The sequence below is a fragment of the Gallaecimonas xiamenensis 3-C-1 genome (assembly GCF_000299915.1).
In the GTDB taxonomy this organism is placed as follows: domain Bacteria; phylum Pseudomonadota; class Gammaproteobacteria; order Enterobacterales; family Gallaecimonadaceae; genus Gallaecimonas; species Gallaecimonas xiamenensis.
In genome coordinates, this window is record NZ_AMRI01000040.1 from 1 (window position 1) to 20381 (window position 20381).

Below are 20381 nucleotides of genomic sequence, written 5' to 3' on the forward strand. Positions count from 1 at the left end.
TGCTCACACCTTAATGCGGCGTTATGTGCCATATAGTCACTTTTCTAATATTTTGGCTACAGAACGGTGAAAGTGCCAAAGATGATAAATTGAGAGGTAAATTTTAGTGAACAGTACATCAAGTAAGGTTAAAGGCCATTGTCGTTGTGGGCAGGTAGGATTTGAGGTTAGCGCTAAACCAGTGATGACAATGGCTTGTCATTGCACTGGTTGTCAGAAAATGACGTCAAGCGCCTTTAGTTTGAGTTCGTTATTTCCGAGCGCGGCATTTTCAATTGTATCTGGAGAACCTGTTATTGGTGGACTACATGGAAGCACTCGACACTATTTCTGTAAGAATTGTATGAGCTGGCTTTTCACGCGCCCCGAAGGCATGGATGATTTTGTAAATGTTCGCTCAACTATGCTTGAGGATTCTCGAACCTATAAACCATTTATTGAAACTTATACGGATGAAAAACTAGATTGGGCTACCACTGGCGCAGCGCATAGTTTTTGTAAGTTTCCACCGCAGGACAAGTTCCCCGAGTTGCTCAAAGAATATGCAGATAAACAAGGATAAAGCTAACAGCGATGAGTACGCTGCAGCTGGGTGTTATGCCGGATAGATAAAATGTGGCAGGAAATCGTAAAGCATTACAGCAGCGCAATAATCGTTCGAGGTGGCGCCTCTGAATCAGCAATCCAGCTTGCCGAAAGAGCTCTCGGCGTAAAATTTACAAGTGACCTAAAAACTCTTCTATTAGAGTCCGATGGAATCGAAGGCGAGTATGGTCTCGGTATTGTTTGGCCGCTTGATCGCATCGTTGAAGAGAATCTGAGTTTTAGAGGAAGCGCCGATTTTAAAGAACTGTATATGCCATTTGATTGCCTCCTCTTCTTTGCCGCCGCCGGAAACGGCGATCAGTTCGCTTTTCCTATACACGCGGGAGGGATACACAGAGATGACGTGTTTGCTTGGAATCATGAAGACGATAGCCGCACGTGGGCTGCTCCATCTCTGTCTAAATACCTGGAATGGTGGCTAAATGGAAAGCTCACGATCTAGGCATAACTACTGCTTCAAACCGTTCGCTACGCTGTCTGGGACGGGCTAAATCCCGTCCCTTAATCAAACGTTATATGTGGCACATCGTTGTACAAAGGACTACTAATGAAATTCGAGTTGTTTGATTCTAGTTTGGTTGAGAAGGTTGTTCGTCAATATAGGGAAGCTTTCCCTGAAATACCTACAAAGAATGAACAAGTTTATATCGATGAAAATGCAATGATGTGGGATGGTTATATTGAGCCTGTTGAGGAGCTAAACGAGCTACTCTCAACTCTGTTTAGATTTTCAAAATATAAAGAACCAACGGACATACTCTTAGCCCAAGAACCTGGCGGCACTGATAATCTAAGCATTCAACAACTTGCTTTCTTGGTGGCTGACATCCTTACTCATGAGAAACATCATCAAGGATTATTCGCCTCAATGCTTAAAAATGGTGTCATTGCTCGTATTGTTGATCGTCTCGAAGTTTTATTAGAATATGGTTTGCCTGTTAGAGAGGCTGAAAACCCTTAACCAAAAACTGAGTTAAAAATAGTGCCAAGTACCAAAGTCACTACCAACAAGCCTTGGTAAAAATTCGGGTAAGCATATAACAATGCAGTGCACGGGAGTCGACTACGCTCCACTAACATGTGCTTAGCTGCGCTTAGCCTATCACGTGTTTGCTCCACTACCTTGGTCCCGTGACTGCGGGGTTAGCGTGCAAGGTGAAAGCTCATGGACAGAGTTATAAATGAAGAATCATGGAACTACGTCTTGTTTGAACGGGACAGTCAAATGTATGTCACTTATTTGGTTCAATATGGTCCTGCAACTGTGGACTTCACTATAAAGCTGAATGCCCCTGAAATATCAGATATTTCATCGGGAAAAAGGACGATCAGCTCGTTGATTGAGCACTTCAAAAACAGTGGCGCTAATTGTGAATCACGCTTTATAAAACCACCTTTATGGCCAAATAAATGATGTTCACTACCAAGTTGCGTAAGTTTTCCGCACTCAGCGCGGCTGGGACAAATACTCTCGGAGCTCGTAATTTCCCTTTCGCAAAGCGTTAAGCACAATGGCGGTAGCTAATGAAGACGCACACCCTGAAAACACCATGTTGTGATAAAGAGGTTGAGTTTGAGGCTGTGCTCAGAGTTACTGAGTGGGCATCAAATGTGCCGCAATGGGATTTCTGGCAGTGGAATTATTATCGGTGCCCTCATTGCCAAACGCCCTCTTGGTTTGGGTACAACGGTGAGGGCGGGTGGTTCGGCATATATGGTGCGGCTCCGGTAGCTGATTTGATTCCAATCTCCCGCGTCGCGGGAATACCGATACCTGAAATCGGCGTAAATTCGGTCACTTTCCAATATCGTGGCGTGGGATATGAAATTCATCGCGGCAAGAGTTACTGGAAAAATACTTAACAAACGCAGACACCGCAGCGGTCTTTCCGTTGCGGCTGCGCCAACACTGTAAGGCCGTGCGTGCTGCGGGCATTATACGTAGAAATGGAGAATTTAATGCCAAAAGAGTTGTTTTTTCCAGTTATTGAAACCGAACGATTAGCACTAAAGCCTTTGACTATTGATGACTCGGATTGCCTACTGGATATCTTTTCTGACCCTGAGGTTATGCGGTATTGGAATACCGCGCCTTGGACAACAGTTCAGGACGCGATTGACTTTATTAATGAAAGTAACGACTCGATGCGTCGTCAGGAGTCAATCATACTTGGCGTCTATCTGAAGTCTACAGGCGAGCTTGCTGGAAAATGTATGTTGTTTAGCTACGACAAAGAATCCAAGCGTGCCGAGATAGGTTTTGGATTAGGGCGCTCTTGTTGGAGAAAAGGTTATATTATCGAGGCAGGAGAGGCCTTGATTAAGTATGGGTTCGATTCATTGGGACTGCGGAGGATTGAAGCAGAGATTGACCCAAATAACCGGTCTTCAGGGAGAACGCTAGAGAAACTTGGATTTTCCCTAGAGGGTCTGCTAAGGCAGCGTTGGGAGGTAAATGGAGTCGTCTCTGATTCGGCAATGTATGGACGACTAGTAAGTGATTTTTCAGCATAATAAGGAAACGTATGCGACAAGCGCGTGATTACGGCGTTGGTAGCACTTCTTCAGCAAAGGAATAATACGATGCAGAACATTAACTTCAAGAAATGGTCAATTGCCATCATCATTTATCTTTGCGTAACGGTTTTGGCCATTAGTTATATCTCACAGATTTTTGGTGTAAGTCACGGGACCGTCATTTTATTTACTGCCTTTGTATTCTTTCCAATGTTCGAGTTTTTCTTTGGCATGTATCGCTTGATAGTAAATGGAAATTTGATAAAGGATGAAGTTAGTTAGAGCAACTAACAAGCCGGTGAACGAATACACCAACGAACAGCGCCGACCCGGATGCATAAACAGCATAGATCTGTTAACGGAGCGTTACGCGTAAATGAGTATGGAAGAAAAATATGGGGCAATTTGGATAGCGGTAGAAGAAGATGCTTCTGCCCAGCTCGTTTTTGAGCAGTACTATCCAGATATCACCAAGTTACAAGTGATTTATCAGCAATCTAACGGTTGCTTTTTGCCTTACTCATTCGTTCCCAAAAAAGACCGTCAATGGACATTGCCCGTCTGGTCACAGGAAAATGAAAAGGTAATGATGCCCACTATTGGGTCAGCAAAAGAATATTTAAGTCACTTTTTAGCGTCAAGCACATAAAAAGTGGCCAAGTATACTTACGGCGAAGAACTGTAGTGAAAACACTAATAATCGTGCTAGATCGCTCACCACCTCGCTGGAGCACAAAGATGTGGACTGTGTCACTCCGTTCCGGTCTTAGCCCGGGTGTTTGTTTCCCTAAGCGGAGCGCTATGGATCATGAGTAGAGAATCAGAACTGAGAGATGAATTTCCAATACTGGCTTACTTGCTTGAGTGTTGGTACTACCAAGGCATATGGACCGAATTCAAAAATGACGAGGAAATCTGGGAAAAGGCATTTGAGTCAGCAGAATCCCATGGCCTGTTAGCCGCCTTTAATGAGTCTTCTACAATGTTGGGGAGATCAGAAACCGAGATCCATGAATTTATACAGCTTTTCTCTGAGGCTAACCTGAATGCAGACGTTAGCTACTCGAAGGAGTGGCTATACAAGCTATACCATTGGCTGAAGTCCAGGTGCAGCGGCAAGGTGTTGTGAGTTTTAAAAAAATATCAGGCTAGCTATTCGCGCATTGCGTTCGTAAAACTATATAGGCCGTCAGTGCTCCGCTTGCTATGGTAGTCTACGTGTTTTTAACTGGGCTGGATGTTAGAGTTAACTTAAAGACTTAAAAAAGGAGATGGTGATGACTGCATATGCCGTTGCTGTAATAAGTGAAACCAGATTCGACCCTGAAATAAAGGAGTACCTGCAGCGCATTGACGCAACTCTCGCTCCTTTTTCTGGCAAATATATTGTTCATGGTGGGGCTTGCATTCCACTGGAAGGGCCTTGGGCTGAAGATTTAGTCGTTATTGAATTTCCGTCAATGGAACTAGCTAAAAACTGGTATGAGTCAGCTGCTTATGCAGCGATCCGTTCATTGCGCACGAGTCACACTGAAGGTAAGGTTTTTTTGGTCCAGGGCGTAGCAGAGGGTCATAAAGGTGCTGACATCCTTGGTTAGCTGTACAGCGATGCGCTCTACCGGGCCCTGTAATGTGCTTCTTGCGGTCAGGTCACCGAACACCCCAAACACTGCACTTAATTGGCGCCGTGGCGGTTAGCGTTGGGTGATGTTTTAAATTGGCTGACAAGCTTAGGAAATTGTAAGTTGCTGGAATCATTTGTCGTTCTAATTACAACCACTGCACTTTTGCTTGGTTCTCCAGGTCCTGCCCCTCTGGCATTAGCTGCAACAGGCGCTGCATTCGGCATAAAGAAGGGTACGCCATTTTTATTGGGAATATTACTTGGACTTAGTGTTGCTATTGTCGGAGCCACCATTGGTTTGACAGCACTGTTTTCCCAATTTCCAAACTTTCGTGCTGTCTGCCAGTTTGCAGGAGGTGCATACATTTTATACATCGCATATAAAATTGCATCTGCACCGTCAATTACTGAGCAAGGCGCTAAAAGTGTTCCTGGTTTCAAAGATGGTTTCATTCTGAATCTGTTGAACCCCAAAGCGTATGCAGCTTTTCTAGCTATATTTTCCCAATTTTCTTTACCTTTCCCCGATACCTATGTTGGTAACATTGTCACTGGAATAACCTGTTTAGCTGTTGCTACGGTCGTAGATGCACTTTGGTTAATGCTTGGTGGCCTGTTACGGCCAATTTTTTCCGAACCTAAACAAGCTAGGATCATACGTATTATATTCGCTGGACTAATGGTAGTTGCTGTAATTTATGCCTTGGTAAGATTCGCCTAACCCGTCACTACACCAGCCAAAGCTGGCTTCGTTGGGACACGTACAGCTTCGCTGTGAGCCCCTTGGCAAGATGTTAGAGGTACGAGTATGAAAAGACTACTAACCCTTTCCATCATGTTTTTTTCGCAATCTCTTTATGCGAGTAACTGCATTAAATTCGGTGGGAAAGACTATTGCGAAGTTTGGAATAAAAAAGATAGCGACATACTTACTGTTGAGTTTTTAAGTGAAGAACAGTCATTGGCGTCTTGGTCGACAATGATTACTGTACGTAAGTACCAAGGAAAATCTGCACTGAAAGAAGTGCTTCCTGGCTACGTTAATAGTGTAAAGCCAATGTTTGCCATGAAGCCCGACGTACTTCAGTCGAAAAATTCAACTGCAAAAGAAGAAGTTTATTTCTGCATGCTTCTTTTGGCTCCTGACAAATCTCATTACGAATATGTAGTCAATAGATTCTATCGGGATAATGATACATCAGTTAAGTCTGTATTTTACTCCCATCGGATTCCATTTTCTGATCAGGTCAACTTCAACGAAGTCATGGACAATCGTGCTAACTGGCTGAAGCAGCTGCAGGATAAGAAAGTTGAAGAGTATATTGCTGAGTCGATCCACTAACATGTTTTGATTTCGCCCAATAGCCTAGGCTGGGACGTATGCATTGTACGCGTCTATACAAAAGCGTAGGTGTTACTAGGAGGTCACATGTCGAGCAAAGCAACATTCGCTGCCGGTCGCAACATCGCAATGAAGGTGCCGCCTCACCTTTATGAGGCCACTGTTCAGTTCTATCGCGACGTACTTGGTCTTAAAGAAATAACAAAGCACGCGCCATCTGTAGGTTTTGAGTTCGGTGCTAACAACCTATGGATAGATCGGGTTTTGACCATCAGCCAAGCCGAAGTATGGCTTGAGGTAGTAACCGATAACATTGAGGCTGCTTCACGGGACCTTGAAGCAGCAGGCGTTGTGCGTTGTGACGAAATTGAGCCGCTTGGAGAAGGGTTCCAAGGGTTCTGGGTATCGAGTCCGGCGTCAATTGTGCATTTGGTCTGCAAAGACACGCAGACATGGGATTAGCACCGTAAGATTTAGCCAAGGCGATACTCTAACTTTGTTGGTCTTATCGATAAAGCAAGGGGCATTCATTGGAATGGCCAGCCATTGCTTAGCGAGCAATAACCCCAAAGCTTCCATCAGTTTATCTATTTCCCACGTAGTGGCGATTTAGCCCTTCTGGATAGGTGATGAATTGCAATAGGCCTGATAGGGATGAAAGACATTGATCGCCAGGCGCTTTTGAGTGAATTCATCAAGGCATGATAAGGAAAGCCATGAACGACAATCTATTGAAGCTGCACGAAAAGATACTAGGTGACACCTCCTTAAGCTTTCGAGAGAAGAAAGAGATGCTTGATGAGGTCAGAAAAGCCATGCCACCGGATCAGAACCGTTGGAACTTCAGGTATGCGCTACTGCCCTTGGCGTTAACGGCGCTGTCGACCCCTGTTTATGTTTTGGTGGCGCTTTGCTTGGACAGATCGCTGGTAACCGTGCCTGACGTGCTGCTAAGCCTGAGTTCCATGGCATTGGGTGCCATTGCCGCCTTTCTGACCGGCTACCGGGACAAGGGGGCCAAGGCCGAACCTCAGGGATAGAAGCCTTTTGCCTGGCCGGACGCCGGGCTGTTACCCTGGGGCCGTTGGCCGGCCTTGGCCGGTTATTGCGCTGTCACTGACTTAAAAGGGACTCTGAGTTGGATAAATCCATTCGTTTTTACACCGATGTCGCGGCCTTTCTGTTTTTCCACCCTGACGATCTTGAAAACCACAGCCAGGACCCAATCGCCTGGTACATGCAGGATTTTCGCTATGGCCCCGCTAGCCGGGCCGGCAAGATCTTCGGGTTTTGCTGCAGCGGCGATATGACAGCGGACTTTCGGCTGACCAGGGGCGAGCTGACGGCGCGCGAAAGCGCGGCAGCCTGTGCCGGGGCGGCCTTTTATTACCACTGCCGCCATGGCCGTGTGTATCTGGACAATTCCGACGCTCTGCCTGGACAGGAAAAGATGGAAGAGGCCGACGATGCCGGCCGTTGGTTTGATTTACCCCTTGGCGAGTACCGGGTGCAGATCACGCCCATGCAATGGGAAACCGAAGCGGACTACCAGCAAGGGCCGGACTTTGTGGTGCAGTTTCTGCCGTGGGCCGAGGAGGGCGCGCCGATATTGGCCGACACGCCAATGGAACTGAGGCAGCGAAAGGACTTTGCACCGGAACCGGCGCAATCTGCGGTGATCCCGCTGCAAGGCACCCTGGCCACTGCCCCCGAAATTGAGTTCGCCCCTTGGTTGGTTCAGGACCTGGAGCAGCTTCGCTACCATGAAAACCACAGGGTAGAGCTGACCTTGCCCAAAGAGCCCTGGCGGGACATCCTGTTCTCGGACGACCGTGACCAGAACATCCTCTTTGTTGCCCAGCGTTTTGGCGATGTGGACCTGGGGGTGATGGTGGAGCCTTACTCCATAGCGGGGGGCCGTGTCATGAAGGTGAGCGGCCGGATCCTGGCCGTGGCGACTGTGGCCGAGGCGGAGAATGCAGGCCCGGCGCCGGCCGTGACCCGTTGGTCCGTTTATCACCAGCATGCCGCGCAAGCGTTGGACCTGTCCGAGGTGAAAGGGACTATCCAGGCTGCCATTGCCGCAGACCCCGACCACTTCTCTGAGCTGCTCAGCCCGTTGGGCGAGTCTTTGGACTATAGCCAGGCCAGGCTGACCAGCCTGGAAGACAGCTTTTCGGTGCTTTCCTGGCTGGCAAGGTTGTTACCGTTGAACCTGAAGGACATCTGTGAATTTACCCTGGTCAGCGACGCCGGGCGCTGGCAGTTATTGAAAAAGCACTTGCCAGGGGCCCAGGGCTAACAGCAGTCCTTTTTACTTCAGGCGCTTGCAGGCCAAGGCCTGGTTCTACTGCCAAAAACGCTTTATTCAACCCAATAGGGGCACGGCCTAACGCAGGCTGGCCCCTTAGACCTACGCCTTCGTTGCTCCTGCCAGCCCCGCTTTACCACTGCGGGTATACACTTACCCCCGGACCCTTTTCTCTCGCAAGGAGCGCACCATGTCTGCCAATACTTCGGTAAACACCCAAATCACCGACACCGTCAGCCAAAGCAACGTCAAGGTGATTGCCGACGCACCGGCTGTGGCGGTGGCCAATATCTACCAGGCCATGGCCCATGCCATAGGCCTTTCCTTTGAAAACGCCGTAAATGCCCAAAACCAGCAGGCGGTGGTGTCTCAGGCGGCCACCACCCAGGGGGTGATACAGATCTACTCCCTGGACACGGCCACCAGCGCCGAGGGTGTCAAGGAGATGCTGGGCACCAGTGCGGACCGGGTTCAAGCGGCAAGCCTGGGCGGGGTTAACACGCAAATCATGGACGCCATACAGCAAAGCCTGCGGGCTGTCGTTGACAGTGCCGGGGACGTGTCTTTTGCTGTACGGAGCGCCGCCGAGGCCATGCAAACCACACTGAACGACATCAGCGCCGCCAATTACCGGGGCGCTTTGCATACGCTGCAACTGGCCGCCACGGCGACCTGCCTGCGGCTGATGCTGGCAGACCCTACCCAGGCCGATGCCTACGCCAAGGTGCTGGAGGAGGTTCGCAGCCTGGCCTGAGGCTAAAGCAGCCCGGCTTTGGCGCGCATCGATGCTTGGCTACGTCATCAAGAGGCTGGCGCGCCGGCGCTATTCGATGCGACTATGCCGTTGATGCCTAAACGGTTCTGCGCATTAAGGAGTAGCCATGCCTCATTTCATCGTCGACTGTTCTGCCGAGATCCTCGATACCCACCCGCAACACACCATTTTGGCGCAGGTCCACGGGGCGGCCGTAGCCTCTGGGCTCTTTGATATCGGTGACATCAAGGTCCGGGTCAACCCTTATGACAACTACCTGGTGGCCGGTAAGCAAGAGCCTTTTATCCATGTTTTCTCAAGCATCATGGAAGGGCGGACAACGGCGCAGCGCGCCGCCTTGTCCCGGTCTGTGGTGTCGGCCCTGGTTGCGCTGTTCCCCGACGTGCCCAATATCGCCATGAATGTCAGCGAGTTTGAAAAAGCGAGCTACTGCAACCGCAAAACCCTCTAAACCCTGTAAACGGCCTCTTTGCCCCTGCCGCGCTTGGACCAAGCAAGAGACAGGTGCCTGCAGGGCAACATGAGGCTGCTAAATACCAAAGCGAAGTGGATATGGAACTAGGGAAGGTCTACCAGGACATTTGCGTTACGGCGCTACAGGTTGAGCGCTGCGGCGACAGCTTTGCGGTGCATTTTACCTTTATCGCCGAGGGCCAGCCCCATGAAGTGCGGCTGAGCGGCGTGCAGCAATGCGACGCCCTGGGCGAGCTATTCAATGCCGAGCGGCTGTGGCTGGAAGCAGCCGAAGACCCCCAGCAGGAGTTTGGCCGCTACCTTTTGGGGCTGTCCCATGAAAGCCATACTGCGTTTTATTTTGACAGGCTGTTGCCCTGCCCCAGCAGCGCTTATGGCCAGGAGGCATGAATGGCAAAAGTCCTGGTAAGCGCCTGCCTGCTGGGCTGCAAGGTCCGTTACGACGGCAATAGCCTGGCCGTTGGCTCTGAAGACTTTGAGCGCTTTATTGCGGCCAACGAGATAGTGCCTTTTTGCCCGGAAGTGGCAGCAGGCCTGCCAACGCCCCGGGCGGCGGCAGAAATACAAGGGGGCAGCGGCGCCGACGTGCTTTGCGGCGCTGCCAAGGTTATTGGTAAAGACGGCACCGATATGTCGGCCGCCTTTATCAAGGGGGCTGAACTTGCCCTTGCACTGTGCCAACAGCAGGGCATTGGCAAGGCTGTGATGGCCGAAGCCAGCCCTTCGTGCGGTAGCGGCCTTATCTACAGCGGCCAGTTTGATGGCACCAAGGTAGCAGGGCAGGGCGTGGTTTGTGCCTTGCTTGCCAAACACGGCATCAAGGTGGTGAGCCAGCATCATGCTGATGAGGTTTGACAGCAGCCCTTATTGCCAGAGCTTTGATGGTGCAAGGGCGTGGGCCCACCGTCATCACAAGGTTTGAAGAAAGGCATAGGTTATTTGGCGCAGCTGGCAAGCTATAGCGCCGAAGAGATTGCCGGCCGCGTGGCGGTCATGCTGCGCACCCGTTGCTGGCAAAACAGCCCGCAGCCAAGGCCGCCGTCACGGCTGTCATAGGGCGGGCCAAAGCGGGGCTCTGAGCCTCTACCCCAAAGAGCGTTAAGGACAACCATTGAACAAGCCATACAGACTGGCCCCAGAGCAGCTTAGCCGCCTGATACCCGAGCTTGGCTACGGCTTTGTGACCGACAAGGTAACGGTTGACGGCCAGGCCGTTGACTACATGGTGCGCCAAGAGCCGGAAAACGACGACGACAGCGGTTGGGTCTTTTACGGTGGCGGTGAAACCCAGGCTTACCTGGACAACCCCGACAACACCTCAGTGCTGAGCCTGAACACGGTCGCTAACTACGACCCGGCCATCATTCCTTTTCTGACCTATCCCCCCGGTACCGAGATTGAAAGGCAGCCGGACGGCAGGCTGCAGGTCGTCAGCGGCCATACGGAGCGCCCCCAAGTGATTTTGCAGCCGCCGGTGGGGCCTGGGTGGGTCGATATTGCCGGGCGCTGGACCTTCGACAGCAGCGAGCTGCTACTAAGACGGTTGGACGGCAACAGCCTGGTGCTTTGGCGCCCCGGGCTGACCTTTTGGATCTCGCTGTACGGTGCCTCCACGGCAGATTGCGAAGGGCGTATGGCCGCCTTACTGGCCCAGACATCGCCGATGAAGACAGATCTGGAGCAAAGGGTGGCTGACAGGCACTGCCAGGCGGCTTACCGTTTGCAAGAAGAGGTGGACGGCAAGAGCCAGTGCGGCACCTACCTCTTTGGGTTTGCCGAAGGAGGCGACATACACCTGGCCATCTACCAGGACGATGACACCCACCAGGCTTCGGTTCGCCGGGTTTGGGACACCCTGCGTTACCAGGGCGCCTGAACGGCAAGAGCCTGCTGAAACCAACCTTAAAGCGGAGGCGATATGAGTAAGGACATCACTGGCGGTTGCTGCTGCGGCAGTGTCACCTTTAGCCTTGAAGACGACTTCAAGCGCTTTTACTTCTGCCATTGCCAGCAATGCCGCAAGTTGACCGGCTCGGCCCACGCCGCCAATCTCTTTACCGGCCCAGGCAATATCCGCTGGACCAAAGGCGAGCAGACCGTCAGCCGCTACGACCACCCTGAGCGGGCCTTTTCCAAGGCTTTTTGCAGCCATTGTGGCTCGGCCCTGCCGTGCGTCTCCCAAAGCGGCAAATTCCTGATAGTGCCTGCCGGCAGCCTGGATCAGGCGCCAGCCAAGGCGGTGGACGCCCAGCTGTTTTGCAAAGAGCAGGCCCCCTGGTACGAAGCGGGGGTGGCGGCGGTTAAGTTACCGGGCTTTCCTGGCTAAGGGCCCCAGGGCCGCAAAAACGAAAAGGGCAGGGCAGGCAGTGACGATAAGACAGCTGGAAGAAAGGGATCTGGAGGCGGCCAGTGCGGTCTGCATGGCGGCTTTCCTGGGCTCGGTGGCGGCAACCCTGGCAGCGGAAGGCCTGGAGACTTTTAAAACGATAGCGGCGCCCGGCGCCTTTCGCAGCCGCATGCAGCAGGACAACCTGATACTGGTGGCCGAGCACCAAGGCCAGGTGGCAGGGCTGATCGAGCTCAAAGAAGGCCGGCATCTTGCCATGCTCTTTATTGCCCCCCAATGGCAGCAAAAGGGCCTTGGCCGGCAATTGTTGGCGGCGGTATTGCCCCATGCCAGAGGCGATGAGGTGACAGTGCGTGCCTCATTGTCGTCGGTTCCGGCCTATCAGAAGTACGGCTTCGTCTGCCAAGGAGAGGTTGGCCAGGTGGCTGGCTTGGTGTTTCAACCCATGGTGCTAGCCCTGCATTCCGTCAGCCAATCCCAGGTGGTACCGGCGAGCTAAGGGGCTTGGCGTTTCCTTGGTCTGTGGCTGTTGCCAGCTTGTTTTTGCTGTAAGGCTGTATAAAGCCTTGTGCAAAATTCATCTGAGGTGTTTTTTTTAATTGCTAGGCAAAAAATGGCGTTGATTATCGAGTATGCCTTCATCTAATTAATGGGTGCTTGAAATACCCTTTTGGGCTTGCCGGATACAAAAAGCAGGGCACTGGCTGTTTACTTACGGACCTTTTCTGTTTAAGTTGCCCTCGGGCCAGGCCAGGCTAAAAACCTGCCTTGTTAATTTAACGCTGATAAGCCTCTTACCAAGGGACCCAGTGCTTTGGCTTAAGAAGGTGATCTGCCCCCAGCTTGGTTACGCTGGATGCACAAACGACGCAGGGCGAGAAAGGGATATTGGGAACCACACTCAAGGGCGGTAGCGTCAGCAACGGATTAGCATTTTCAGATTAAGATGTTGTTATTTAATGAGTTTTTTCCGCGTGCCACTGTAGCCGCATAACTTGAAGGGCCTGGCCGACAATCTTCTGCTGAAAGCTACGCCCGTTAACTTACCTCACCCTCTGCTGCTGCCGGTCGGCGGCGCTGAATGTGAGGGCGGATAAAGGTTTTTTATCGTCTAACTGTGCCCGGCCCTTGGCACTTAATTGCCCGCTGGGCCTTCTCCCAACTATTTACCTAGATTGTTTTACTACTAAAGCGTTACCGCAGAGGTATTTTCTTAAAATGCTCTGCTGCAATCAATACTCTAACTTACCGTAAACAGGATGATGCCGTGAGAGATGTTTCTGAGTTGAATATTTACTACCAAAATAAAGTGGTTGAAAAACCGGTTCCCAGTGACAGTGATATTCTCAGTTTTGAAAAGAAATATGGTGTGAAACTCCCCGAGGACTACGTTTCTTTTATCCAGACGGTTAACGGCGGGGCGCCGTCACTTAATCTGTATGTGGATGATGACATGGAATTCGATGTCGAAGCCTTCTACTTCTTGTCCTTGGAAGCTGATGAAGAAGATTACTACAGTGTTATCGCTGCCTCCCAATGGCCGACAGAGTCCATTGGGCGGACAGTAATCGCGATTGCCGGTGATGGCTCTGGGGACCAATTGATTTTCGATTTAAGCCTTGGGCAAGAGGTTCGTTTGTGGCGCCATGATGAAGAAGAAGAGCCTGAGATCATCGCAGCCAGTTTTAGCGACTTTCTTAGCAAGCTAGTTGAGGAAGACTAAGCCGTAGCCATTGTCGCGTTGGGAACTATGGTGCCCTTGGAATGCTAGGGGCACCGGTTTACAGGTTATTAGCCCCAAGGAAGGCACCATGAGCGACCTGGTTGTTGTGGCCAGATTTTCGTTCCCCCATGAGGCGCACATTGCCAGGGGGCTGCTTGAAAGCGAGGGGATCCCGGCCTTTGTGGCTGATGAGCATACCGTCAATATGCAATGGCTTTATTCCAATGCCATGGGGGGAGTCAGGCTCGCAGTGCCGAGAATGCATGCGCAAAAAGCGCATGAGGTGCTTAACGACGACTTTTCAGAGGCTGTCGATAGCGAGTTCGAGCTTCATGTTGAAAAGTGCCCTAGCTGCGGTTGCCAGGATCTGGAACCTTATACCAAGGGTAAGCAGGCTGCTTTTGTTGTCTTTATCTTGTTAGGTTTTCCCCTGTTCTTTTATAAGCACGGCTTGAGATGCAAAAGCTGTGGTGCTTTCTGGCGCCCATAGAGAGCCGATAAGCCCATTGTCTTGGCCTGTCGCAACACCATGTCCTTTGCTACTGGCCTATCTGTTCGGGTTGCTCTGTGGATTTACCAGGCAGCAGGCACTAAGTTGCTCAAGAGCACGGCATATAAGGAGGAACACCGTGACCGTTAAACGCATCGTGGCCAACCTGGCGGCAGCAGAGCCGGACAAGGGGAAGCCTTTTTATGAAGACATATTGGGTTTGCAGCCGCTGATGGACCAAGGCTGGATAATCACCTTTGGCTCAGCAGAGCAGATGCGCACCCAGGTCAGCCTGGCGTCGCAAGGGGGTTCAGGTACGCCGCTGCCGGACCTTTCCATTGAAGTGGACGATTACGACGCAGTGCTGGAGCGGGTGAGGGCGGCGCAGCTCCCTATCGAATACGGCCCGGCACTGGAGCCCTGGGGGGTACGGCGCTTTTACGTGCGCGACCCCTTTGGCAAGCTTATCAACATACTCGAGCATGCCTGACTGGCAGGACTTGGGGCGCCGCTTTTCTTTTTATCCTTAGGTACTTAGGGTAGATTAATGCCCTTTGATGGAGCCTTTGGCGTCAGCTTTCCAGGATGGAGCCTATGAAGATCTTTCTTAACGTCGTTATTACCCTGGCCCTGTTGTATTGGCCTTTGCTGTTGATGTTCTCGCCCATGGCATTTGACGCGCCGGGCTCGGAGAACAGCAGGCGTGCCGTGTTTGGGGTGGTTGCCTTCCTGTCCTACCCGGTACTCATCTTTTTGCTGCTGGGACTCTTCGGGGGCCAGTACTTCGGCTTTAACGGCTTTCCCATGGCGCTGGTTGCCGCCGTGGTGGTGTCGTGTGTCTTAACCCTCTTTGGCTTCACCGGCATGGTGAAAAATGCGCTGATGGGTATTCCCAACAGCGGTTACGCCCTGGTCAGGGATCAGGCCTATTACAATGCCAAACCTATCAAGGGCGCCGATCTGGCCACCTTCAAGCCCGTAAAAAGGGAAGACTTCGGCCACGCTTACGAAGCGCAGTTATACGCCTTGGATAACGCGCACCTTTACTACAGCGGTGAGCCGGTGGCGGATGTCAGCGTCCAGCAATTGCAGGGGCGGATAGTGGGGACGACCCTGTACTGGTTTACCGACCACCAGGTCATCACCGACGGCAAAGTGATAGAAGGGGCCAATCCGGCCAGCTTCGACTGCTTTGAAGAACACTCCAGTTGGTGTTTCTCAAAAACCGACGGCAAGGGCACCGTTTTTTACCACAAAACCCCCATTCCCCAGGCGGACTTTGCTTCCTTTACGCCTTTGACAGAGACCCTTGCCAAGGACAAGAACGCCATCTACTGGCTGGACACGCAGCTACAGACCGATGCCGACCCCGCCACTTTTGAACTTCTCGCAGATGACAGCTTTGCCCGCGACAAACAGCATGTCTATTTTCGAAGCGCAGAGCAAATGGTGCGGCTGGACAAGGCCGAACCCGACAGCTTTGAGCTGCTGGACAGGCAGTACTGCAAAGGCTCGGGGGTTATCTACTACGCCGGGAACTACGAGATACGCGAGTTGGAAGGCGCCGACTTCGATACCTTTGAAGTCACCGACTACGACGAGAAAACCCAGTCTGACGCCAGGGATGCCAAGCACTTTTACATGAGGGGCGAACTGGTCACCCAATAGCCCTTTGGCACCATGGGCAAGTCGGTGGCACCTTTTTGCCAGTGCGTCTTGCCCTGGGCATGGCCATGCTTGTTGCATGCCCCAATGTAAGGGACCTGGCCCATGCTGACTATCGACGGTCATGGTGACCGGCGCCAACAGCAATAAAAAAGCCGCCCTTGGGCGGCTTTTTTTAAAAGTTGCTATCGGAGTGGGTCATCAGGAAATGCACCTCGTCGAGCAAGGTGTCCAGCAGCGGCAGCCGGGTTTCTTCCTTGAGGCTTTCCAAGAAGGCCTTGGGCTGGTCGAGGCCGCCGGCGCGGGGCACCTGGATCAAGTCCTTATTGGCGATGGTCAGGCACAGCTCGCCGGCGGCATTGAATTCCAGGTTGGGACTGCTAAAGCCTTGGGCCAGCCGCTCCAGCCGTTCCACCACGGCGGGCTTTAAAAAGCGTGCCGCTTCCATTTCCGAACCGGCCAACACCTTGAACGCCTTACGAAAATCCAGGGAGGAAGGCTCCCATTTCAGCCCCCGGTGGCCGCTGGTGCTAAAGCCGAGGATGTTCAGGCTGCGGGTAAAGCCAAAATCCATCACCAGGCCGTAGCGGTGGTAGTGGTGGTAGGTGGTGCGGGTACGGCTTTTGCCATTGCTGTCGGTGTAGGTGCTGGTGCGTTTGTCCACGTAGTGGAAGTCGAACACCTGGAAGTCAAAGCTGTGCTGTTCACCCTGGTAATGGCCCTGGTAGAGCTCGTCCATGGTGCGCTTGTAGTTACCCCGGTTGAATTCGCAAAAGCGCTTTTCCAGTTCGTCGGCCTGGGACGCCGGGTTGCCTTGGACTTCCCTGAGGTTGTTGTCCAGCAGCAGGTTGCGTTTCCAGATGGCGTCGGCCAACCCCTGGAGCTTTGAGCGGCGGGAGAAAAGCTGCCAGATGCCAAACACTGCCAGCAATACAAAGGGCAGCCAGCCGGGAATAGGCAGGGTCAAGAGCGGGCGTAACAGCTCTATCAGTTGCCATTGCAGATCGAGGGAAAGAAAACCGTCAAATAGGCCCTCTGGCAGGCCCCACAGCACCAGGGCTAACAGGGCACCGCCCAGGGCCAGGGTCCAGGGCAGGCGGTTGTCGTAACGGATGGGGCCGTCAAAATCCAGGGCCGGCTTGAGCAGGTCATACAGGCCCTTTTCCGTTTGCACCTGGTCCAGGGACTGGCTCATGGTGCTTAAGAGTTCATCAACTTTTTTATTATTACTCATGGTCTTACAGGGCCGAACAGCAGGCCGGCCTGGTCCTTGGGTTGAGTGGTGTGTATCGCCCAGTCAGTGTAGGCGCCGGCCCTCCTTGGCCGAACGGGTGCAGCAAAGCAGGGAGGAAAAGCCGCCCCCAAGGGCGGCAGGCCCTTAAAAGTTGGGCTTGTATTCGATACCGGCGGCCGCTTCGCTGTCGTCGAAGGTGTCCAGGCGGTGTTTGCGGGTAAAGAGGCCGTTCACCAGGCTGTTGGGGAAGATCTCGATGCCGTTGTTAAAGCGCTCAACGTTGCGGTTGAAGATGCGGATGGCGGCGCCGATGTTTTCCTGCTGTTCGGTGATCTCGCGCATCAGCTTGCCGTAGGTCTCGTTGGCTTTGAGCTCGGGGTAGGCTTCTACGGTCAGGTTCAGGCCCCTGAGCAGATCGCTCATCTGGCCTTCGGCCTTGGCCAGACCCTTGGTGTCGATGGTGTCGCTGGACAGGTCGGCCAGGGCGCTACGCAGGGCGGTTACCTTTTCCAGCAGGCCTTTTTCGTGGCTGGCGTACTGGCCGGCCACCTCTTCCAGAGCCGGCAAGATCTTGTTCTTTTGCCTTTCCTGGGCGATGACGTCGCTCCAGGCGCGCTGGGTAGCGTTAAGGCGGCCGATGATGCCGTTATGGATGAGGACCACGGCCAGGATGACCACGGCGGCGATGATAAGGGCCAGAGCGATAGGACTCATTTTCCTTCCTTAAAACGTATTGTCACTTGTGGGCGCGCAGGCTGGCCTGCGCTTGGTTGGGCCGGGCTTGGGCGGCCCCATTTTGCTGTTAACCAGGCCCGCAAGGCCTGGTGCCAGTTGCCGGGGCAGGGCCCCTGGCCTTTCAACCCTGGCTTGCCTGAGGCAAGGGGGTATCGAAATTGTTGTCGTTGTGCACCATCAAAAAGTGCACCAAATCCAGGGTGATGGCGAGCTTTTCCAAGGGATAGTGGCTGGCCAGGGACGCCGGGTCTTTCAAGCTGCCTTGCCGCTCTGGGGCCAACAGGCCCTTGTCGGACGTGAGGAACAGCAAGTCGCCGTTGTCCTCTATCAGCAGGTTGGGGTCCTTTATCTCATCGAGGAGTTTGACCCAGCGCTCCACCACCATGGGTTTTAAGAAGCGGGCGGCGTCCAGCTCCTCCTTGCAGGTGGCCTTAATCTTGGCGTTAAAAGCCTGGGATGCAGGTTGCCACCTGTCGTAGCTGGGCCACTTGCCACCGGAGGGGGTGAAGGTGGTCAGGGTCAGGCTTTTGGCCAGGCCAAAGGGCAGGGCCAGGGCGTAGCAGTAGTAAAAGTGCTTGTCGCTCTTCCAGCGGTGGATGATCACCTGGTAGTCGAAACTGTGCTGGCTGCCTTGGTAGTGGCCTTGGCCAAGGGAAATAAAAGTGTCGTTGTCGCTGCCGTAAAAATAGGGGAAACGCCCCTTGAGGGCAGTGATGGCGTCCTTGCTGCAGGGTTGGGGGGTTATGTCGTTGTCCAGCAGCAGTTTGGTGTTCCAAAGGTCCTCTTCCAGGCGGCGTATTTTTTCGCTCCTGGCCTGGTAGAAGTAGATCCCGGCCACCAGGGCCGGGGCGGCCAGTACCAGCAGCCAGCTCCACCAGCTGGGGTGATGGCTGTGTTGGCTCCACAGCATCAGGTAGCAATAGAGTTCGACGATGGCGCCCAGCACCACCACTGCCCACATGAAACGGGCAAACTTATAGAGGGGGCGATCGGGGTCGATGGAAAAGGGGAGAGCCTTAAGGGGCGCCAGGGCGGCAACCAGGGCTTGACTGTCCTTTGCCTCGTCCAATCCTTGACGTATGGCCTTGAGGGCGTTGCCTTCAAGTAGGAAGCGTTTAAAAAACATTATCTTGTACTGCATTCATCCAAGGGGGGCACTTTACCATGGCGGCCCTGTGGGTGCAGTAGCTTTAATATCCCAACGGAATATTAAAATTCTTAAACAGTCTTATACGTTCTATTTGGGACGGGCGACAATGCCGTTTCACGCATTTTTGGCCGGATAGACGTTTAGATGGATTGGCAGGGCTGCATGGTACTGGGGCTGACACTGGTCGCCCTGCTGTTGATGATGTTCACCCACCTGGCGCCGCACCTGGTGATGGCGGCGGTGTTGGTGCTGCTGTCGGTGTCGGGGGTGTTGACCGGTGCCGAGGCCCTGGCCGGTTTTAGTAACCCCGGCCTGATCACCGTGGCGGCCATGCTGGTGGTGGCCGGGGGCCTGAGCGCCACCGGCGGGGTGGACTGGCTGGTGCAAAAGGTGCTGGGCAAACCCCGCACCCTGCGCGGCGCCCTTGGCAAGATCTTCACCCCCGTGCTGCTGCTGTCGGCCTTTTTGAACAACACCCCTGTGGTGGCCACCTTTATTCCGGCTATTCATGCCTGGTCCCGCAAGATTGGCATAGCCCCTTCCAAGCTGATGATCCCCCTGAGCTATACCGCCATCCTGGGCGGTATGCTGACCCTGATTGGCACCAGCACCAACCTTATCGTCAACGGCCAGTACCAAAGCCTGACCGGCCTGGCCGGCTTTGGGCTCTTTTCCATTACCCTGGTGGGGCTGCCGGTGGCACTGGTGGGCATTGCCTTTATGTGGCTGCTGTTCCCAAGGCTGCTGCCCAATCGCAGCGACGAAACCCCCTTTGACAACATGCGCGAGTTCACCCTGGAGGTGGCGGTGGCCCATGACGGCCCACTGGTGGGCAAAAGCATCCGCGAAGCGGGGCTTAGGGAGCTGCAACGGGTGTTTTTGGTGGAGATAGAGCGCAACGGCCATCTGCTGATGGCGGTGGCCCCGGAAGAGCACCTGCAAGGGGGCGACCGGCTGGTGTTTGCCGGTGACACCGAGGCCATTTCCGACCTTTTGCGCATCAACGGTATTGTCGCCTCCGCCGACAACCAGTGCGCCGAGCACCTGGCCCAGCACCGGGACGGGCGGCGGCTGGTGGAGGTGGTGGTGTCGCCCCATTGCAGCGCCATAGGCCAAACCATCAGGGACGCCCGTTTTCGTAACCGCTATGGCGCCATAGTGCTGGCGGTAGCCAGGGGCGCCGAGCGGGTCAAGGGCAACCTGGGCTCCATCAAGCTGGAAGCGGGGGACACCCTGCTGCTGGAAGCGCGGCCGGCTTTTGTCAGCCGCCAGCGCTACAACAAGGATTTTCTGCTGGTCAACGACCTGGACGTAGAACCGCCGCGCCACCGCAAGGCGCTGCTGGCCTGGGGCATTTTGCTGGGGTTGGTGGGAGCGGCGGGGCCTGG

28 protein-coding genes are annotated in these 20381 nt (G+C 53.4%); 25 read left to right on the forward strand and 3 right to left on the reverse strand.

Features of this window, described 5'->3' with window-relative positions; translation table 11 throughout:
• Nucleotides 1–106: 106 nt before the first annotated feature.
• From B3C1_RS19970 to B3C1_RS18555, 24 genes are all read left to right on the forward strand, one after another.
• On the forward strand, nucleotides 107–562 hold the full coding sequence (locus B3C1_RS19970) for a GFA family protein (RefSeq protein ID WP_008486705.1): 456 nt from the start codon (nucleotides 107–109) through the stop codon (nucleotides 560–562).
• A 51-nt stretch (nucleotides 563–613) separates the two neighbouring features.
• A complete protein-coding gene (locus tag B3C1_RS19975) occupies nucleotides 614–1048 on the forward strand; it encodes an SMI1/KNR4 family protein (protein WP_008486707.1) in 435 nt (144 codons plus the stop codon).
• Between the two features lie 105 nt (nucleotides 1049–1153).
• Nucleotides 1154–1567: a DUF6508 domain-containing protein gene (locus B3C1_RS18460; protein WP_008486708.1), complete on the forward strand. Its 414-nt coding sequence runs from the start codon at nucleotides 1154–1156 to the stop codon at nucleotides 1565–1567.
• Nucleotides 1568–1771: 204 nt separating this feature from the next.
• The gene (locus B3C1_RS20360) at nucleotides 1772–2020 is read left to right on the forward strand and encodes a hypothetical protein (RefSeq protein ID WP_156804629.1); all 249 of its coding nucleotides are present in this window, start codon (nucleotides 1772–1774) and stop codon (nucleotides 2018–2020) included.
• 110 nt (nucleotides 2021–2130) lie between these two features.
• Complete coding sequence (locus tag B3C1_RS20365; RefSeq protein WP_156804630.1) at nucleotides 2131–2469, forward strand: hypothetical protein; 339 nt, start codon at nucleotides 2131–2133, stop codon at nucleotides 2467–2469.
• Nucleotides 2470–2565: 96 nt separating this feature from the next.
• On the forward strand, nucleotides 2566–3120 hold the full coding sequence (locus B3C1_RS18465) for a GNAT family N-acetyltransferase (protein ID WP_008486710.1): 555 nt from the start codon (nucleotides 2566–2568) through the stop codon (nucleotides 3118–3120).
• A gap of 379 nt (nucleotides 3121–3499) precedes the next feature.
• A complete protein-coding gene (locus B3C1_RS20370; protein ID WP_156804631.1) occupies nucleotides 3500–3772 on the forward strand; it encodes a hypothetical protein in 273 nt (90 codons plus the stop codon).
• Between the two features lie 628 nt (nucleotides 3773–4400).
• A complete protein-coding gene (locus B3C1_RS18480; RefSeq protein ID WP_008486713.1) occupies nucleotides 4401–4721 on the forward strand; it encodes a DUF1330 domain-containing protein in 321 nt (106 codons plus the stop codon).
• Between the two features lie 147 nt (nucleotides 4722–4868).
• A complete protein-coding gene (locus B3C1_RS19980; protein ID WP_008486714.1) occupies nucleotides 4869–5468 on the forward strand; it encodes a LysE family translocator in 600 nt (199 codons plus the stop codon).
• A gap of 87 nt (nucleotides 5469–5555) precedes the next feature.
• A complete protein-coding gene (locus B3C1_RS20375; protein WP_156804632.1) occupies nucleotides 5556–6089 on the forward strand; it encodes a hypothetical protein in 534 nt (177 codons plus the stop codon).
• A gap of 87 nt (nucleotides 6090–6176) precedes the next feature.
• Nucleotides 6177–6551: a VOC family protein gene (locus B3C1_RS18490; RefSeq protein WP_008486717.1), complete on the forward strand. Its 375-nt coding sequence runs from the start codon at nucleotides 6177–6179 to the stop codon at nucleotides 6549–6551.
• A gap of 254 nt (nucleotides 6552–6805) precedes the next feature.
• On the forward strand, nucleotides 6806–7129 hold the full coding sequence (locus B3C1_RS18495) for a hypothetical protein (RefSeq protein ID WP_008486718.1): 324 nt from the start codon (nucleotides 6806–6808) through the stop codon (nucleotides 7127–7129).
• A gap of 98 nt (nucleotides 7130–7227) precedes the next feature.
• The gene (locus B3C1_RS18500) at nucleotides 7228–8391 is read left to right on the forward strand and encodes a hypothetical protein (protein ID WP_008486719.1); all 1164 of its coding nucleotides are present in this window, start codon (nucleotides 7228–7230) and stop codon (nucleotides 8389–8391) included.
• A gap of 199 nt (nucleotides 8392–8590) precedes the next feature.
• On the forward strand, nucleotides 8591–9154 hold the full coding sequence (locus tag B3C1_RS20820; RefSeq protein WP_008486720.1) for a RebB family R body protein: 564 nt from the start codon (nucleotides 8591–8593) through the stop codon (nucleotides 9152–9154).
• A gap of 127 nt (nucleotides 9155–9281) precedes the next feature.
• On the forward strand, nucleotides 9282–9626 hold the full coding sequence (locus B3C1_RS18510) for a 5-carboxymethyl-2-hydroxymuconate Delta-isomerase (RefSeq protein WP_008486721.1): 345 nt from the start codon (nucleotides 9282–9284) through the stop codon (nucleotides 9624–9626).
• A gap of 101 nt (nucleotides 9627–9727) precedes the next feature.
• Nucleotides 9728–10039, forward strand: a complete 312-nt coding sequence (locus B3C1_RS18515; RefSeq protein ID WP_008486723.1) for a hypothetical protein — start codon at nucleotides 9728–9730, stop codon at nucleotides 10037–10039.
• Entirely contained in the window at nucleotides 10040–10504 is a 465-nt protein-coding gene (locus B3C1_RS18520) for a 2-thiouracil desulfurase family protein (RefSeq protein WP_008486725.1), read from the forward strand. It begins immediately after the preceding gene.
• 256 nt (nucleotides 10505–10760) lie between these two features.
• Nucleotides 10761–11525 carry a DUF2185 domain-containing protein gene (locus tag B3C1_RS19585; RefSeq protein WP_008486726.1) on the forward strand — a complete coding sequence of 255 codons (765 nt, stop codon included), beginning with the start codon at nucleotides 10761–10763 and terminating at the stop codon, nucleotides 11523–11525.
• A gap of 42 nt (nucleotides 11526–11567) precedes the next feature.
• Nucleotides 11568–11975, forward strand: a complete 408-nt coding sequence (locus B3C1_RS18530) for a GFA family protein (RefSeq protein WP_008486727.1) — start codon at nucleotides 11568–11570, stop codon at nucleotides 11973–11975.
• Between the two features lie 40 nt (nucleotides 11976–12015).
• Nucleotides 12016–12495 carry a GNAT family N-acetyltransferase gene (locus tag B3C1_RS18535; protein ID WP_336391137.1) on the forward strand — a complete coding sequence of 160 codons (480 nt, stop codon included), beginning with the start codon at nucleotides 12016–12018 and terminating at the stop codon, nucleotides 12493–12495.
• 768 nt (nucleotides 12496–13263) lie between these two features.
• Nucleotides 13264–13719, forward strand: coding sequence for an SMI1/KNR4 family protein (locus tag B3C1_RS18540; RefSeq protein ID WP_008486729.1), 456 nt, complete (start codon nucleotides 13264–13266; stop codon nucleotides 13717–13719).
• An 88-nt stretch (nucleotides 13720–13807) separates the two neighbouring features.
• Nucleotides 13808–14209, forward strand: a complete 402-nt coding sequence (locus B3C1_RS18545; RefSeq protein WP_008486730.1) for a putative signal transducing protein — start codon at nucleotides 13808–13810, stop codon at nucleotides 14207–14209.
• 139 nt (nucleotides 14210–14348) lie between these two features.
• Nucleotides 14349–14699: a VOC family protein gene (locus B3C1_RS18550; RefSeq protein ID WP_008486731.1), complete on the forward strand. Its 351-nt coding sequence runs from the start codon at nucleotides 14349–14351 to the stop codon at nucleotides 14697–14699.
• A 104-nt stretch (nucleotides 14700–14803) separates the two neighbouring features.
• Nucleotides 14804–15877 (forward strand): DKNYY domain-containing protein, encoded by a 1074-nt coding sequence (locus B3C1_RS18555; protein WP_008486732.1) that lies wholly within the window; start codon nucleotides 14804–14806, stop codon nucleotides 15875–15877.
• A 172-nt stretch (nucleotides 15878–16049) separates the two neighbouring features.
• Here the strand turns inward: B3C1_RS18555 and B3C1_RS18560 are convergent, their stop codons facing one another.
• From B3C1_RS18560 to B3C1_RS18570, 3 genes are all read right to left on the reverse strand, one after another.
• Nucleotides 16050–17069: a hypothetical protein gene (locus B3C1_RS18560; protein ID WP_008486734.1), complete on the reverse strand. Its 1020-nt coding sequence runs from the start codon at nucleotides 17067–17069 to the stop codon at nucleotides 16050–16052.
• A gap of 183 nt (nucleotides 17070–17252) precedes the next feature.
• Complete coding sequence (locus B3C1_RS18565; protein WP_008486735.1) at nucleotides 17253–17822, reverse strand: LemA family protein; 570 nt, start codon at nucleotides 17820–17822, stop codon at nucleotides 17253–17255.
• Nucleotides 17823–17964: 142 nt separating this feature from the next.
• Nucleotides 17965–18969 carry a hypothetical protein gene (locus B3C1_RS18570; protein ID WP_035482792.1) on the reverse strand — a complete coding sequence of 335 codons (1005 nt, stop codon included), beginning with the start codon at nucleotides 18967–18969 and terminating at the stop codon, nucleotides 17965–17967.
• Between the two features lie 168 nt (nucleotides 18970–19137).
• Between B3C1_RS18570 and B3C1_RS18575 the strand changes: the two genes are divergently transcribed.
• A partial coding sequence (locus tag B3C1_RS18575) for an SLC13 family permease (protein WP_008486737.1) occupies nucleotides 19138–20381 on the forward strand: 1244 nt, incomplete at its 3' end.